We start from the raw sequence: 16,563 nt of genomic DNA, 5'->3' as shown, positions 1-16,563 counted from the left end.
GTATAAATGTATGTACAGCTTTTGGGTTGTTTCCTCAAATTTATAAACTCTGGCGCTAATTATGGTATGGTTGTGGTATTTTTTGGATGTTGGGCTGCGGATGAGCTATAATGGTAGGGGCAAGTATAAAATATAGGGTGTGGGGATGGCGTTGAAAAGGCGCTGCCAAGGCGCCCAGAAGTATAAATCAACCGGGATTGGGGCATCGGATTTATACTTGTGGCAGGTATAACGGGCATTTTATGCGGCCTTCATTCTTAATTAACCGCAGATGTGCTATTTTTGGACTCTCTAAAAGACGGTAGCGGAACCTTAACCCTGTTCCGCGCCTTTTACTTACACTATGGCCAATAAAGTCAATAACCCGACACCAAAGAGGGGGCGGAAGAAGAAAAGCGTGCTGGTGCCCAGCCTGATAGCGCTGTGTATGTTCCTGTTTGTGAGCTTCTCCTACTACGCCTACCAGATCGTGTACACGGCAAACGTGGACACGAAGGGGCGCGACGTATACGTGCTCATACCGACGGGCGCCACCTATGCTCAGGCCATGGACTCCGTGGAGGCCAGCGGCGTGATCGTGGACAGGCTCTCGCTGCGCTTTATGTCCAAGCTGATGGATTACGACAAGCTGGTGAAGCCGGGGCGCTACAAACTGGTGCACGGCTGGAACAACCGCCAGCTGATCGGGGTGCTGCGCCTGGGCGAGCAAACGCCCCTTAACCTGACTTTTAGCAACGTGCGCCTGCGCAGCCAATTGGCCGCCAAGCTGGCCTCTGAGGTGGAGGCGAGCGAGCAGGAACTGGACAGCCTGCTGAGCGACCCGACGTACCTGCAGACCCTTGGCTTCGACACGACCAACATCGTGAGCATGTTCATCCCCAACACCTACGAGGTGTACTGGACCATCACGGCGCCGGAGCTGATGCAGCGCATGAAAACCGAGTACGACAGGTTCTGGACGGCCGAGCGCAGGGTCAAGGCCGATCAGCTGGGCCTCACGCCGCAGCAGGTTTCCACGCTGGCCTCCATTGTGCAGGCCGAAACACTGAAAACCGATGAGAAGCCGCGCGTGGCCGGCGTGTACCTGAATCGCCTGCAGCGCGGCATGCTGCTGCAGGCCGACCCCACCGTGGTGTTTGCCGTGGGCGATTTCACGATCCGCCGCGTGCTCAACAAGCACCTGGCGCATGATTCGCCCTACAACACCTACAAGTATAAAGGGCTGCCGCCGGGGCCCATCAACGTGCCGGTTATCTCCAGCATCGATGCCGTGCTGAACCCCGAGCAGCACAAGTACATATACTTCTGCGCCAAGGATGATTTCTCCGGCTACCACGCCTTCGCCTCCACGGTGGCTGAGCACCAGGCCAACGCACGCCGCTTCCACCGCGCCTTGAACGCGCGCAACATTATGAAGTAAGCCTGATTGTTGGTTGTTAATTGCTGCTTGCTGGGGATCAGGTAAAGTATAAACTTGTACCTCTCCAGGCAGTTTTATACTTTTCCATAATAAATTAAGTCTCTCGTATAGTATTCAAACAATCACCTATCAGCAATCAACAATAAAACTATGTTTGAATCCGACATACAGCTGCGCGTGCGCTACGCCGATACCGACCAGATGGGCTACGTGTACCACGGCAACTACGCCGCCTACTATGAGGTAACGCGCACCGAGGTTTTCCGCCGCCTGGGCATCGAGTATAAGGAGATGGAGGCCACGGGCACCATGATGCCGGTGCTGGAGCTGAAAAGCAAGTTCATCCGCCCCGCCAGGTATGACGACCTGCTCACCATCAAGCTGTTTGTGAAGAGCAGGCCACACGGCACACGTATAAGGTTTGAGTACGAGGTGTATAACGAGGAGGACACGCTGCTGACCATTGGTGAAACGCTGATGGTGTTTGTGGACATGAAGACCGGCCGCCCCACCGAGATCCCCGCGCTCATACACGAGAAGTTAGACCCGTATTTTAGTTAATGAGGCTGAACCAGCAATACCTGAAGCGCCGCCGCGCCTACCGCAAGTTCATCGTTTTCCTCAAACGGTGGCGGTTCAACAATGGCAGGTTCTCGGTATACGATGTGGCTGATGTGCTGCTAGGAGAGCTGCGTCTGGACTCAATCACCAAGCGCGCCTCGTACATGGCCTTCAACTTTACACTGGCCACCTTCCCCACCATCATCTTCCTTTTCACGCTCATTCCCTACATCCCCAGCATCCTGTCGATGGACCTGGGCGTGAGCATCCTTGACTTCATCGCCGATGTGCTGCCCGAGGAGATGTATGCCGTGGCCTATGGCACGATCGAGGACATTGTGAACAAGCCCCGCGGCGGCCTGCTTTCCTTTGGTTTCCTGTTCGCGCTGGTGCTGTCCACCAACGGCATCATGTCCTTGATGGACGCCTTCGACAAGAAGTACCATACGTTCTACAAGCGCACTTACCTGCGCAAGCGCCTGATCGCCACCATACTTACCGTAGTGCTGAGTATGATCCTGCTGACGGCGGTGGCCGCCATCTTCTTCGGGCAGTGGATACTGGATGTGCTGGTGTTCTATGAGGTCGTGACGGAGAGCTATACGTATACCTTGCTGGTGATTCTCAAGTATGTGGCCATTGTGCTGCTCTTCCTGCTGGCAACTTCGCTTATCTACTACTTTGTGCCGGCCATAGAGGATAAATGGCCGTTCTTCTCGGCGGGTGCGGTGGTGGCCACGGCGCTGATCTTCCTGGTGTCGATGGCCTTTTCCCTCTACATCAGCGCTTTCGATACCTACAACAAGTTTTACGGCTCTATGGGTGCCCTGATCGGTTTGATGATCTGGCTCGACTTCGTGTCCATGATCCTCATACTTGGCTTCGAGATCAACGTCAGCATCGACACGGTGACCAAGCGCCTGGTACGCACCCCCACCACCCATTCAGGTAAAGTGGCAAGTATAAAAGCGTAGGTTTTATACTTGGCGCAGCGCAAATGCCGGAATAGAAATTTTATAATTTGAGGATCAACGCGTTGGCCATACCTGCCCTGAACTGAAGAAAAATTTTAGCGTATAGCTTTGAAAGTTCCGGGCGGTGCCCTACTTTTGTACACGAATTAAGACAGAGAGTTGGCGGAGTGGTCGAACGCGGCGGTCTTGAAAACCGTTGACTGTAACAGGTCCGGGGGTTCGAATCCCTCACTCTCTGCAAAGCCTGCAAACGAATAGTTTGCAGGCTTTTTTGTTTTTAACGGGTTTTCGATTTTTATACTTTTGGTGAGTTGTTCGGTGAGTTTCTGCGGGGCCTCCATCGACTCACCGAATACAGGGGTAACTAATTGGCACCAGGTGTACAGAAGCTGTGCCTCTTGACTGGGGTTGACTACAAGACTAAGACTTTCTTAAGGGAATTGACTTCCGGAAAATGGTAGGGTTGATCAAGTAAAGTTAAAGGCTCGTGGCCTTGCACATTGTCAACTGTGCAAGGCCACGAGCCTTTAGCCAATATAAGTTTGACGGTATAGGACTTATACTTCCACTTCTTTCATGGTCGGTGTCAGGAAGTGCATCAGCAACCACGCAGCTAAATAGGCAAAGCCACAGATCGTGAAAATTACATTGTAGCCGCCCACCAGGTTACCCGTTGCCTCATAGCTGGCAAGTATAAAACCCACCAGCGCCGGGAACATGAAACCGCCTATAGAGCCGGCCATGCCACCTATACCGACCACAGAGCTTACGGCACGCTTGGGGAACATGTCCGAGGCGGTCGTGAAAATGTTGGCGCTCCAGGCCTGGTGCGCAGCAGCGGCAAGGCTGATCAGCCCCACAGCCACCCAGATATCCGTGGCGTAGCGGGCTGCCATGATCGGCACCACGCAGAGGGCGAAAATGAACATGGCAGTTTTCCGCGCCTTAAACACCGGCCAGCCCTTTTTGATGAAGTATGAGGACAGGTAACCTCCGCCGATACTGCCAATTGTGGTGGCTGTATAAACTACCGCCAGGTGCAGGCTGGGCTTGGAAAGGTCGATGTGGAAGGTGGTGGAGAAGTAGGAAGGCAACCAGAACAGGAAAAACCACCAGATAGGGTCTGTCAGCAGTTTGCCTACCACAAAAGCCCAGGTTTGTCTTAGGGCAAGTAGTTTTTTCCAACTAACGGCCCCTGTCGGCTCCACGACCACCTGTTCGCTGTCGCTATGTATAAATGCGTACTCTTCCGCCGTCAACCGCTTTTGCCTGGATGGGATCTCATAAAACAACCACCAGAAGATTAGCCAGATAAATCCGATAGCGCCGGTGATGATGAACGCTTCTTCCCAACCATAGGCGCCTAAAATCCAGGGTACCAACACGGGAGCGGCCACAGCGCCAATGTTGGCGCCTGAGTTGAAGATACCTGTTGCCAGCGCTCTTTCCTTTTTAGGGAACCACTCCGCCACGGCTTTAATGGCCGCCGGGAAGTTGCCAGCCTCACTTATTCCCAGGGCTGCGCGCGCTACACCAAAACCTATGGTTCCTTTGGCTGCTGCATGGGCCATCGCAGCGACACTCCAAACCACAACCGAAATAGTATAGCCGAGCTTGGTGCCGATCTTGTCAATCAGCCGGCCGAAAAAGAGCAAACCCAGCGCGTAGGATCCCGAAAAGGCCATTACAATGTAGCTATAGTCTTGCTCGGTCCAGTTAAACTGCGCTTCCAGCGTGGGTTTGAGCAGTCCGATTACCTGGCGATCCAGGTAGTTGATGGTGGTGGCGAAGAAGAGCAGGGCGACCACAACCCATCGGTAATTGCCTGCTTTTTGCTGCTGTTGCTGCGGCTCCTGGGCCTTTTTAGGTGCTGTAATGTCTATCGTGGGCATAGCTGATAATTTAGGGGGTTAACTATAGATTTCGAGTAGTCTGGAGGAGGTGTAAGGCTTGCTTAGTGCGCTCTTCCAGCTTCTGGTATTGCTTCTCTTCCAGTATGTCTTTGGAGATGAGTTTACTGCCCATGCCGACGGCGCAGACGCCTGCGCTGAACCAGGCGCTGAGGTTGCCGGGATCGATCTCGACGCCACTGGTAGGCATGAACAGCTGACCGGGGAAGAGCTCTTTGATAGCAGAGACAAAAGCTGGCCCCAGGATGTTGGCAGGGAAAAGCTTGATGAGGGCCGCCTGGTGCTGCCGGGCCAGGTGTACTTCGGTAGGCGTAAAGCAGCCCGGGATCCAGAGCCGCCCGGCCTCGTGCACCAGGTCGCCCACTTGGGGACTTACAATCGGAGCCACGATGTAATCGGCGCCGGCCTGGAGGAAGGCCTTGGCCTCGTCTGTAGTTTTGATGGTGCCGATTCCCAACTGCAGGTCAGGGTGAGTTTGGCCCAGTTGCTGTTTGAGGTATGTGAAATTCTCAAGCGCCGCCTCGCCCCGGTTGGTGTACTCGAGCGTACGGATGCCGGCCCGGTAGAGCGCCTGGATGATGTGCAGGCTTACCTGTGGGTCCTCGTAAAAGAAGAGGGGCAGCAGTCCCTGTGCCAGGATGGCGTCAAGGGCTGTTTGTTTTGGTAACGTTTCTTTAGTTGGCATAAGCGCTCATGGTTTGCTGTATTTCGGCTACTGTGCTGGTCGTGGTATCGCTGGGTATAAATAGCTTTTTAAAGGCCGCGGCCGTGGCAAAGGCCAGGGTATCGGAGGGGGAGAGTCTGTTGTAAAAGCCGTAGATCAACCCGGCCATGAAGCAGTCACCGCTGCCCACCTTGTCGAGAATCTGTCTGGAGCGGTATTCGGGCGAGACTTCCAGTTCGTTTTGGGTATAGAGTGTGGTGTAGTAGCGAATCCCCTCCTCATAGTCGAACCTGAACGTGTTAGCGACCGTGCGGCAGCGGGGGAACCTTTCCAGGATGGCTTCAGAAGTGAGCCGGGACTGTTGCAGCAGGCTTTCCTTTTCTCCACCTTCAACTAAAGTGTCGTCCAGTGGTATGCCCAGCATTTTGTTTGCCGCCCAGATATTGCCCATGATCAGGTCGCAGTAACGGGCCAGTTCGGGCATCACTTCCACCGGCTCCTGGCCATACTTCCACAGCTTGGCCCGGTAGTTAAGGTCGAGGGAGACGAAGACGTTCCTCTCCTTGGCTGCCTGCAGGGCTTCGCGGCATACGTCGGCCACCGCCTGGTTCAGGGCCGGGCAAATGGCGCTCAGGTGCAGCCACGAGACTCCTTCCAAAGCCTTGTCCCAGTCGATGATGCCGGGCCTCAAACCGGCGAAGGATGATCCGGCGCGGTCGTAGATCACGCCCGTGTTCTTCAGGTCCTTTCCCTTGGGCAGGTAATACAGGCCCACGCGCTCGCCCTGCAACAAAATGGTGTCAGTTACTACCTTTCTGCTTTGCAAGTAGGCTACCAATTGGCTGGAAAGGAAGTTGTCGGGCAGGGCCGTCAGATAAGCCGAAGGCACTCCCCACAAGGCAAGGGCCGTGGCCACGTTTGCCTCGGCACCGCCCACGTAAAAGGGCAGATGGTTGTCTGCCAGCCACTCGCCCGCCTCATCGGGGCAGAGGCGCAGCAACAGCTCGCCAAAAGAGAGCACTTTGCCTGTGTTGGATAAGGTAGCCATCATGTTAGTCGAAGTTGAAGTATGATTTCGCGTTGTAATAGCAGATGTTCTCCACCAACTGGCCGATCCATTCCATCTCGCTGGCTGGTAGCTGGCCGCTCTCCACATCGTTGCCGATCATGTTGCAAAGTATGCGGCGGAAGTACTCGTGGCGCGGGTAGGAAAGGAAGCTGCGCGAGTCGGTGAGCATGCCCACAAAGCGGCTCAGCAAGCCCATGTTGGAAAGTGCGTTCAGTTGCTTCTCCATACCGTCCTTCTGATCCAGGAACCACCAGGCCGAGCCGTACTGTACCTTTCCCGGCGTGGTGCCGTCGTTGAAGTTGCCGATCATGGTGGCGTATACTTCGTTCTGGCTCGGGTTGAGGTTGTAAAGTATGGTCTTGGCCAGTTGGTCCGTGTTGTCCAGGCGATCCATAAGCCGGGAGAGTTGCGGGGCGATATCAAAATCACCGATAGAGTCGAAACCGGTGTCGGGGCCGAGTTCGCGCAGTTTGCGGGTGTTGTTGTTGCGTAACGCACCCAGGTGGAATTGCTGTACCCAGCCTTTGGAATGGTCCAGCAGGGCCAGTTCCACGAGCATGGCCGATTTATACTTTAGCCCTTCTGCTGCAGTCAGGCGTTGCCCGCTAAGCGCTTTCTGGAAAATAGCTTCAACTTCTTTCCGGGTGTAATCGGCTGCGTAAATGGTTTCCAGGCCATGGTCGGAGAGGCGGCAGCCGTTGACGTGGAAGAAGTCGTGGCGTTGTTTGATAGCTTGAAGAAGGCTTTGGAAGCTGTCAATCCTCACGCCTGAAGCTGCTTCCAACTGCTGCAGGTAGGGCAGGTATACTTCTGTGTTGTTGATAAAAACTACTTTATCAGCACGGAAGGTAGGCAGTACTTTTATTTCGAACCCATCAGCTTTGAGTTTCTGATGATGCTCCAGGCTATCAACCGGGTCATCTGTGGTACAGATCACCTCTACGTTCATCCTCTTAAGTATGCCGCGCACGCTGAACCCGTCAGACTGCAGCATTTCAGTGCAGGTGTCGTAGATTTCGCGTGCTGTTTCCGGCTTCAGGATCTTTTCTATTCCGAACGGACGCTTCAGTTCCATGTGCGTCCAGTGGTAAAGCGGGTTGCGCATGGTATAAGGCACAGTCTCGGCCCATTTCTCGAACTTCTCATAATCCGAAGCGTTGCCGGTGCAGTATTTTTCCGCCACGCCGTTGGTGCGCATGGCCCGCCACTTGTAGTGGTCGCCTTCGAGCCAGATCTCCGTCAGGTTTTTGAATCTGCGGTCCTGGGCAATGTCCTCGGGCGAGAGGTGGCAGTGGTAATCGATAATGGGTAGATCTTTGGCGTGCTGGTGGTAGAGCTGGCGCGCCGACTCCGTCTCCAAAAGAAAATCCTCGTCCAGGAAAGAAGCGGTTGTCGTAGCTTGCGTCGGTATGTTCATATTGTTTTAAGGCTTGTGCTTCAGGCAATTTTTAAAGTCGGCCAGCGATCCGGTATAGCTAATGATGCTTCAGGCAGCCAGGTTCTGCGGCTTTGAATTATAAAGTATCTATAGCGGAATTACTTCTCATTCAGCGGTTTCCCGATGGTGGCCAATATGCCGCCATCCACGTAGATGATCTGTCCGTTTATAAAATCGCTGGCTTTGCTTGCCAGGAATATGGTGGCGCCCGCCAGGTCTTCCGGGTCGCCCCATCTGCCGGCCGGCGTTCTGTTGATGATGAAATCGTGAAAAGGATGGCCGTCCACACGGATAGGTGCTGTTTGGTCGGTGGCAAAATAACCCGGGCCAATGCCGTTTACCTGCACATTATACTTTGCCCACTCGGTCGCCAGGTTTCTGGTCAGCATTTTCAGGCCGCCTTTCGCCGCTGCATAAGCCGAAACCGTGTCACGTCCCAGCTCGCTCATCATGGAGCAGATGTTGATGATCTTGCCTTCGCGGCGCTCTGTCATATACTTGCCCACCTGCTTGGACATGATGAAGGGGCCGGTCAGGTCCACGTCCAGAATCTTCCGGAAATCGGCTACTTCCATCTCCAGCGCCGGGGTGCGCTGAATCATGCCGGCATTGTTTACAAGTATGGCAATCGGTCCTACTTCCTGCTCTATGCGCGCCACGTTCTCTTTTACCTGTTCTTCGTCGGTAACATCAAACAAATAGCCTGTTACGTTAAGACCATTTTGCTGGTAGGCGGCCAGGGCGCGCTCCATTTTCCCGGGCGTATTGCCGTTTACCACCAAGGTAGCGCCGGCTTTACCGAGCGCAGTGGCCATGGCCATACCCAACCCGTGCGTGGCGCCTGTTACCAGGGCTACCTTTCCGGTTAAATCGAATAGCTGTGTCATCGGGCGTTTATTTTAAATCAGTGGTGGCTATCGGATCCATGTCGTTGTAATCTAAATTCTCGCCGGCCATGCCCCAGATAAAAGTATAATTGGAGGTGCCTGCGCCGCTGTGGATGGACCAGGGCGGACAAACGATCGCTTGGTTGTTCTTCACCCACAGGTGCCGTGTTTCATCCGGTTCGCCCATGAAGTGGCAGACCGTCTGGTTTTCAGGCAGATCAAAGTAAAAGTAGGCTTCCATGCGGCGGTCGTGGGTGTGGGCCGGCATGGTGTTCCAGACGCTACCCTTCTGAAGCTCGGTCAGGCCCATCTGCAACTGACAGGTTTCTACCACGGTGTTGATCAGTAGCTTTCGGATGATGCGGTGATTGGCCGTTTCCAGGGAACCAAGCTCCACTGTTTCGGCTTCTTCAAACGTAACTTTGCGGGTAGGGCAGGAGCGGTGCGCCGGAGCCGAGTTAAAATAGAAGCGGGTTTCGCCGTTTGCTGCCGGGTGGAATAATACTTCCTTTACACCTTTCCCGATGTACAAAGCTTCCTTGTTCCTCAGGGTAATTTCCTCCCCGTCGACGGTAATGCTGCTATCCGCCCCCACGTTGATGATGCCGATTTCGCGCCGGTCCAGGAAGTTCTCCGAGCGCAGGGTAGGGAAGGTGTCAAGCCGTACAGGCGCTGTTACCGGATGTGCACCTCCCACGATCAGGCGGTCATACAAGGTATACACCAGTTGAATGGTATCGGGCACAAAAAGCTGCTCCATCAGGAAATTCTCGCGCAGCCTGGTTGTGTCATAACTCTTAAAGTCAAGCGGGTGAATGGCATGTCTGGTCGTATGATGTACACTCATGGTAAGAAGTTTTATAAGTATGGGTAAAGTCTAAACTGCTCCTCGTCAGAGCCTGGTGAAATGTGAAGACTGGAACGGGTAGGGGTAACCCTCTCCAGTCTTCGCAACATGAAAGTGTTATGCTTTGGGCGCTTGCGTCGTTTGCGCTATTGATTCGGAAAGTTTCGATTTCTGCTCCATAAACCGCTCGATGGCCAACTGCAGGCCGCGGAGTTCCGCCAATCCCCGAAGCCTTCCGATGGCCGAGTAGCCGGGGTTGGTTTTCTTCGTCAGGTCGTCGAGCATCTTATGGCCGTGGTCCGGTCGGAATGGCATGCGCAGGTCTTTTCTTCCGGCGGCTTTCCTGGCGTTTTGTTCTTCCAGCAGCGCTTTCATGACCGCAAACATGTCCACGTCGCCATCCAGGTGATCGGCTTCATAGAAGTTGCCCTCCTCATCGCGGCGGGTGCTTCTTAAATGGATAAAATGAATGCGGTTGCCCAGGCGCTGTACCATACCCGCCAGGTCGTTATCAGGCCGTACGCCAAAGGAGCCGGTGCAGAAAGTAAGGCCATTGTTAGGGCTATCTACAGCCTCATACAGATCCATTATATCCTGCTCGGTGCTCACCACGCGCGGCAAACCAAGTATAGGGTAGGGCGGGTCGTCCGGGTGAATCGCCATGACAACGCCGGCTTCTTCGGCGGCCGGAATCACCTGGCGCAGGAAATAAATCAGGTTTTCCTTCAGTTCTTTCGGGCCGATGGTATCATAGGTTGATAGCACTTCCTGGAACGCTTCCAACGTATAACCCTCCTCAGAGCCCGGCAGGCCGGCAATAATGTTTTTGATAAGTATGGACTCCTGCTCATCAGTCAGCATTTCCAGGTATTGCTTTGCCTTTTGCTGTTGGGCTTCGCTGTAATGCTGCGCTGCCCCGGGTCTTTTCAGCAAGTATAACTCAAAGGCGGCAAAGGCTGTCGCGTCAAAGCGTAGCGCCGTGGAGCCGTCCGGCATCAGGTAATCCAGGTCGGTGCGCGTCCAGTCCAGCACGGGCATAAAGTTGTAGCACACGATGTCGATGCCACAGGTGCCCAGGTTGCGCAGGGTCTGCTTGTAGTTGGCAATGTACCGCTCGTAGTTGCCCGTTCGCTTTTTGATGTCCTCATGCACCGGCACGCTCTCTACTACCGACCAGGTGAGCCCGGCCAGTTCGATCATCGCCTTACGCGTCATGATCTCATCTACTGTCCATACTTCGCCGTTCGGGAGGTGGTGCAGGGCCGTAACAATGCCCGTGGCACCTGCCTGCCGGATATCTGCTAACGAGACAGGGTCTTTCGGACCATACCATCTCCAGGTTTGTTCTAAGCTCATAGTTCTTCTGTTTTTATACTCCGCTAAATGCACTGAATCCACCATCAATTGGCACGACCACCCCGGTCACAAACCTGGAGCCGCTGCCGCACAGCCATAGTAAAGTTCCTGTCAGGTCGTCGGGCGTGCCAAAGCGGCCCATCGGGGTGTGGGAGATGATCGTGTTGCCCCGCTCGGTCAGCTGGCCGTCTGAGGTAGTTAATAAAGTTCTGTTCTGCTCTGTCAGGAAGAAGCCCGGGGCCAGGGCATTGACGCGTATGCCTGCCTTCGAGAAGTGTACCGCCAGCCACTGCGTAAAATTGGAGATAGCTGCCTTGGCGCCGCTGTAAGCCGGAATCTTGGTCAGCGGCCGGAACGCGTTCATGGAGGAGATGTTGATGATGGTGGCGCCTTCTTTGCCGACCATATCCCTGGCGAAAACCTGCGTCGGCAGCAGCGTACCGATAAAGTTCAGGTCAAACACAAACTTGATTCCCTCCGGGTCCATATCAAAGAAGGTCTTCAGTTCCTCCTGCTGGTTATTCAGATCTTCCGGGAACAGGAAGTTCTTGGAAGTGGTCCCTTTCGGGTGGTTGCCGCCGGCGCCGTTTATCAGGATGTCGCAGGGACCCAGTTCTTTGGTTATTTGCTCATGCGCTGCCTGCAGGCTTTCTTTCTGCAGCACGTTGGCCGCTAAGCCTATGGCTTGGCCACCTTGCCGGCGGATGGCTTCGGCTACTGCTTCGGCTGCTTCTGCTTTTAAATCGAGTACTGCTATCCTGGCGCCGTGGGCAGCTAAGGCGTGTGCCATGGTAGAGCACAGTACGCCGCCACCGCCGGTTATCACGGCTACCTTTCCGGCTAAATCTTGCGTTGCTTTTTCCATCTTGTTTAATTCGATGTGAGGTGTTCAGCAATATAGATGCTTTACCCTGCAAGCCCGAAAAAGCGCCATGGGTAAAAGGTGTACAATCGTACAGGATTGGAGTATATTAATACAAGGGCCTTATAATCAATTTATTATGAAGGGATAGGATTGTGGATGATTAGGCTGGAGCCACGTACAACAAGGCATCTTAAAGTATAAAACCGCTCTGATGAGGCTGGGGCAACGGTGCAGAAAAGCTTTCGGAGACACAGGAAAGTATAAATCGCTTCCTGTTTGTAATTAGTCACTTACCCTATGTTGCAGATCTGATTTAATATTATCATCTTAGGATATGGCAAATACCCCATACTTGAGAAAGGCCCTGATCGGAAACGGCAGTTTTGCGCGGTTTATACTTTGCGTGCTGCTGCTTGCCATACTTACGCCCGCCCTCTCGCAGCGGCGTGATTTGTCTTTCCAACACCTGACAGCCTCCGAGGGGCTTTCCCAGAGCTCCGTAATCAGTATCACGCAGGATCATCGCGGGCTCATGTGGTTCGGGACAAGGGATGGGCTCAACAAGTATGATGGGAACAGGTTTACTGTCTACAGGCACAATGCCGCCGACCTGCAAAGTATAAGCCATAACGATATCATTGAGGTGATCACAGACACTAAGGGCGACTTGTGGGTGGGCACCTTTAATGGGTTGAACAAGTATGATTATGAGGATGATAAGTTTATCAGCTACTTTAACATAGCCGACGACAGCACCACTATTTCCGGGAACAGCGTGTGGGCCGTGCATGCGTCCAGCAGCGGGGATGTGTGGGTGGGCACCTCCAAAGGGCTGAACCGGTTCGACAGGGAAACCAATACCTTCCAGCGGTTCTACCATAACCCCAACGATGCTTACAGTCTCTCGGATAGCTATGTAAAGGACATCTTCGAGGACAGTGAGGGGTTTATCTGGGTGGCCACCACCAACGGGCTCAACAAGATGATCGTCAGCTCCAAAGGCCGTATCCGGTTCGATCGTTATCTGAACGAACCGGGAAACAGCGCCTCCCTGAACGATAACTTTACCCAGGTTATAACAGAGGATGCCAGGGGAGACCTTTGGATAGGTACCAAGAGCGGCGGCCTGAATAAACTGGACCGGAAAAGCAACACCTTCCGGGCGTATCAGCATCATCCCGCTGACCCGAACTCCCTGAGCGATAACGATGTAAGGGCATTGGCCTTTAATGAGCAGGGCGAGCTGCTGATCGGGACCTATGGCGGGTTTAATGTGCTGGACCTGCGAAACGAACGATTCCATCGCATGGTTAATAATAAGGACAACCCGGGATCGCTCAGTAAAAACTCTGTCAAGTCCATTTATGTGGATACCAACGGCTCCATCTGGGTTGGCACGTACTACGGCGGCATCAACATGGCCGACCCGCAGCATAGCAATTTCAGGAACTACAGGTATAAATCCGGCCCGGCAGGTATGAGCTTTGATGTGGTGAGCGCCATGGTGGAGGACAGGAAAGGAAACCTGTACATAGGCACGGAAGGCGGCGGCATCAATGTGCTCCACCCTGCTACCCAAACCTTCAGCTACATTGAAAAGGGGAAGAACTCCATTAGCAGCAACAACATCAAGTCGCTTTACCTGGATGCCGGCAATAACCTCTGGATCGGCACCTTTAACGAGGGCTTGGATATTCTGAACCTGCAGACCGGGGCTGTCCGCCACTTTGAACATGGACCGGACACTCGAAGCAGTTTGAGCGATAATAACATCTATGCCATCGTTCAGCAGGACGACAGCCTTTTCTGGCTGGGTTCCTATGGCGGCGGCCTCAACCTGTTCAATATCAGGTCCGGCCGCATCCAAAGTATCAGGGCCGGGGACGCCTGCAACCTGACCAGCAACCTGGTGCGCTCTGTCCTGAAAGACTCCAGGGGAAACCTGTGGCTGGGCACGCAGTACGGCCTGAACCGGATTCCTGTGGCGGAGGCGCTGGCCGGAAAGAGGCAATTTCAGCAGTACTTCTTTGGTGTTGGGGAAAGCGCCAGCGAGGACGTGACCGTGCTTTTTGAGGACAGCCAGGCAAGGGTTTGGGCAGGCACCAACAAGTCGGGCCTGAACCTGTTCAACCCTTCCACCGGCAAGTTCACTAACTATGACCTTTGTGCGATGACGGGGTCGGCCAGCAATATTATCCATGGCATTCTGGAGGATAAGTCCCGCAACCTTTGGATCAGCACGAACCAGGGGATACTTAAATTTAACCCCGAAACCGGGGCCTACAAAGTGTTCAGCGAGGCCGACGGGGTGATCTCCAATGAGTATAACAATAACTCCAGCCTCCGCACACGCAGCGGCCACATGTACTTTGGCAGCGTGGCAGGCCTTACCAGTTTCCACCCCGACAGCATTGTGGCCAATGCCTATACCCCGGCGGTGGTGCTGACCAATTTTAAGCTATTTGGCCAAACCGTAAAACCGGCAACCCCGGAAAGTGTGCTTCGAAAAGCGTTTTCTGAAACAAAGGAGCTCACGCTGGATTATGACCAGGCGATCTTCACCATCGAGTTTGCGATCCCTAACTTTATAAACTCGCAGAAGAACCACTACGCCTACCGGCTGAAAGGACTGGAGGAGAACTGGGTCTATACCAGCGACAACAGCGCCACCTATACCATACAACAACCCGGCACCTATACTTTTGAGGTAAAGGCCGCCAACAGCGACAATACCTGGAACCCTACCCCCACCACCCTGCAGGTCACGGTGGATCCTGCCCCCTGGAAGACCTGGTGGGCCTTCCTCCTCTATGGTTGTATCATCCTGATAGCCTTATACTTGCTGGTGAATATTATCCTATCCCGCTCCAAACTCCGGCATGAGCTGGAACTGGAACACCTGCAGCACGAGAAGCAGCAATCGCTTAACAAGATGAAGCTGCAGTTCTTCACCAACATCTCGCATGAACTCCGCACGCCGCTTACGCTGGTGCTGGGGCCGTTGGGGCAGCTGATCGAGAACTTTAAGGGCGAGAAGCGGGAGCAAAAGCAGTTGCTGGAAATAGAAAGCAATGCCAACAGAATGCTGCACCTGATCGACGAACTGATGGATTTCCGGAAGCTGGAAGACAAGCACCTGCAGTTAAAGGTGGCCGAGGAGGATCTGGTAAGCTTTGTGGAGGGTATCTTTCAGTCCTTCCGGCAGTACGCCGGTGTGCTTCAGTTTGAGTATACTTTTGAGGCGGCCACTAAACCCATAAATGTATGGTTCGACAGGGATAAGATGGAGCGGGTTGTCTTCAACCTGATTTCGAATGCCTTTAAGTATACGCCTCCCGGGGGGAAGGTGGCAGTGCGTGTAGATGCATTTGCCGACCACGTGGAAATAAAGGTATCCGACACGGGCATCGGGATCGATCAGGAGCATATAGGCAAAATATTCGACCGTTTTTACGAGGTGGACTCCCGCGACAGGCTGTTGGTCAACAAGTATAACAAGGGAACGGGCATAGGTCTGGCACTTGCCAAAGGCATTGTAGACCTGCACGCGGGCACTATCCGGGTCGATAGCAAAAAAGACGAGGGAAGTACTTTCATCGTGTCGCTCCCGGTGGGGCACCAGCACCTAAGCCAGAACCAGATGCTGTCTCATGTTGTCGGCAAGGGCCTTCACCTCGAAAGCGAAGTCAGGAATTTACTGCCTCTTGCCCAGGCGGAGGAAGGAGAGGAGATGGAGAAGGGGGTAAGGCATGAGGCGTCTATCCTGGTGGTGGAGGACAACGAGGAGCTGCGCCGGTTCATAAAGCAGCTGTTTCAGGATAACTACACGGTTTGGGAGGCTGGCAACGGCAGGGAAGGGATGGAGCTTGCCCTGGGGCATTCCCCGGATATGATCATCAGTGATGTGATGATGCCGGAAATGGACGGAATTGAATTCTGCTCGCGCTTAAAATCCGATATCCGGACCAGCCACATCCCGGTTATACTTCTCACGGCCCGCACCTCGCCAGATGCAAAGTTCGACGGCCTGGAAACCGGTGCGGATGATTATATAACGAAGCCGTTTGATGCCAGGGAACTGAAAATAAAAGTCCGGAACCTGGTGCAATCCCAGAAAAAACTGCGGGAAAGGTTTGCCAGCGAGTCTTTTATCAAACCCAGCGATATCACCATCACGTCTATGGACGAGAAGTTGCTGGAAAAAGCCCTGCAAATTGTGGAGGAAAACATCTCCAATGAAAATTTTGACATCGCTACCTTCTGCGAGGAGCTTGGCGTGAGCCGCACCATGCTGTTTACCAAGATCAAGGCATGGACCAACCTGACCCCGAATGATTTTATACTTACCATGCGTATGAAGCGGGCCGCGCAACTGCTGGAGCAGAACAAGCTCAACATATCGCAGGTAGGTTTCGAGGTAGGCTTTAAGAACCCGAAGTACTTTAGCAAGTGCTTCCAGCGTCACTTCTCCGAAACACCCACCGCTTACGCCAGAAAATTCCTGGATTCTGAGAAAGTATAGGGCAGGAACCCCTCTTGCGCACTTTATTACTCCCTTCTGAACTTCTGTAT

The 16,563-nt window shown here is 53.7% G+C and carries 12 protein-coding genes and 1 tRNA gene; 5 read left to right on the top strand and 8 right to left on the bottom strand.

Annotated features, from left to right (window positions below; all coding sequences use genetic code 11):
* The first annotated feature begins 343 nt into the window (after nt 1–343).
* From mltG to A3841_RS00355, 4 genes are all read left to right on the top strand, one after another.
* The gene (gene mltG / locus A3841_RS00370) at nt 344–1,420 is read left to right on the top strand and encodes an endolytic transglycosylase MltG (RefSeq protein ID WP_073850320.1); all 1,077 of its coding nucleotides are present in this window, start codon (nt 344–346) and stop codon (nt 1,418–1,420) included.
* 150 nt (nt 1,421–1,570) lie between these two features.
* Nucleotides 1,571–1,981, top strand: a complete 411-nt coding sequence (locus A3841_RS00365; protein WP_073850319.1) for an acyl-CoA thioesterase — start codon at nt 1,571–1,573, stop codon at nt 1,979–1,981.
* Complete coding sequence (locus A3841_RS00360) at nt 1,981–2,955, top strand: YihY/virulence factor BrkB family protein (protein WP_073850318.1); 975 nt, start codon at nt 1,981–1,983, stop codon at nt 2,953–2,955. The genes A3841_RS00365 and A3841_RS00360 overlap by 1 nt, the downstream gene beginning before the upstream one ends.
* 153 nt (nt 2,956–3,108) lie before the next feature.
* Nucleotides 3,109–3,193 (top strand) — tRNA-Ser (locus tag A3841_RS00355).
* A gap of 319 nt (nt 3,194–3,512) precedes the next feature.
* Here A3841_RS00355 and A3841_RS00350 read toward each other — a convergent pair.
* The 8 genes from A3841_RS00350 to A3841_RS00315 all read right to left on the bottom strand — a co-directional run bounded on the left by A3841_RS00350 (nt 3,513) and on the right by A3841_RS00315 (nt 11,991).
* Nucleotides 3,513–4,847 (bottom strand): MFS transporter, encoded by a 1,335-nt coding sequence (locus A3841_RS00350; protein ID WP_083610090.1) that lies wholly within the window; start codon nt 4,845–4,847, stop codon nt 3,513–3,515.
* Between the two features lie 22 nt (nt 4,848–4,869).
* Nucleotides 4,870–5,550, bottom strand: a complete 681-nt coding sequence (locus tag A3841_RS00345) for a bifunctional 4-hydroxy-2-oxoglutarate aldolase/2-dehydro-3-deoxy-phosphogluconate aldolase (RefSeq protein WP_073850317.1) — start codon at nt 5,548–5,550, stop codon at nt 4,870–4,872.
* Nucleotides 5,540–6,580, bottom strand: a complete 1,041-nt coding sequence (locus tag A3841_RS00340; protein WP_073850316.1) for a sugar kinase — start codon at nt 6,578–6,580, stop codon at nt 5,540–5,542. The genes A3841_RS00345 and A3841_RS00340 overlap by 11 nt, the downstream gene beginning before the upstream one ends.
* A gap of 1 nt (nt 6,581) precedes the next feature.
* Nucleotides 6,582–8,015, bottom strand: a complete 1,434-nt coding sequence (gene uxaC, locus A3841_RS00335) for a glucuronate isomerase (RefSeq protein ID WP_073850315.1) — start codon at nt 8,013–8,015, stop codon at nt 6,582–6,584.
* A gap of 119 nt (nt 8,016–8,134) precedes the next feature.
* On the bottom strand, nt 8,135–8,923 hold the full coding sequence (locus tag A3841_RS00330) for a gluconate 5-dehydrogenase (RefSeq protein WP_073850314.1): 789 nt from the start codon (nt 8,921–8,923) through the stop codon (nt 8,135–8,137).
* 7 nt (nt 8,924–8,930) lie between these two features.
* A complete protein-coding gene (gene kduI, locus A3841_RS00325) occupies nt 8,931–9,770 on the bottom strand; it encodes a 5-dehydro-4-deoxy-D-glucuronate isomerase (protein WP_073850313.1) in 840 nt (279 codons plus the stop codon).
* A 117-nt stretch (nt 9,771–9,887) separates the two neighbouring features.
* On the bottom strand, nt 9,888–11,126 hold the full coding sequence (gene uxuA / locus A3841_RS00320) for a mannonate dehydratase (RefSeq protein WP_073850312.1): 1,239 nt from the start codon (nt 11,124–11,126) through the stop codon (nt 9,888–9,890).
* 13 nt (nt 11,127–11,139) lie between these two features.
* Entirely contained in the window at nt 11,140–11,991 is an 852-nt protein-coding gene (locus tag A3841_RS00315) for an SDR family oxidoreductase (RefSeq protein WP_073850311.1), read from the bottom strand.
* Nucleotides 11,992–12,325: 334 nt separating this feature from the next.
* On the opposite strand from A3841_RS00315, the gene A3841_RS00310 reads away from it, so the two are divergent.
* Nucleotides 12,326–16,513, top strand: coding sequence for a hybrid sensor histidine kinase/response regulator (locus A3841_RS00310; protein ID WP_083610088.1), 4,188 nt, complete (start codon nt 12,326–12,328; stop codon nt 16,511–16,513).
* Nucleotides 16,514–16,563: the final 50 nt, after the last annotated feature.

This window comes from Pontibacter flavimaris (assembly GCF_001907195.1).
Lineage (GTDB): Bacteria > Bacteroidota > Bacteroidia > Cytophagales > Hymenobacteraceae > Pontibacter > Pontibacter flavimaris.
The sequence above is the reverse complement of the archived record's forward strand: the minus strand, read 5'-3'. Positions and strand labels throughout refer to the sequence as shown.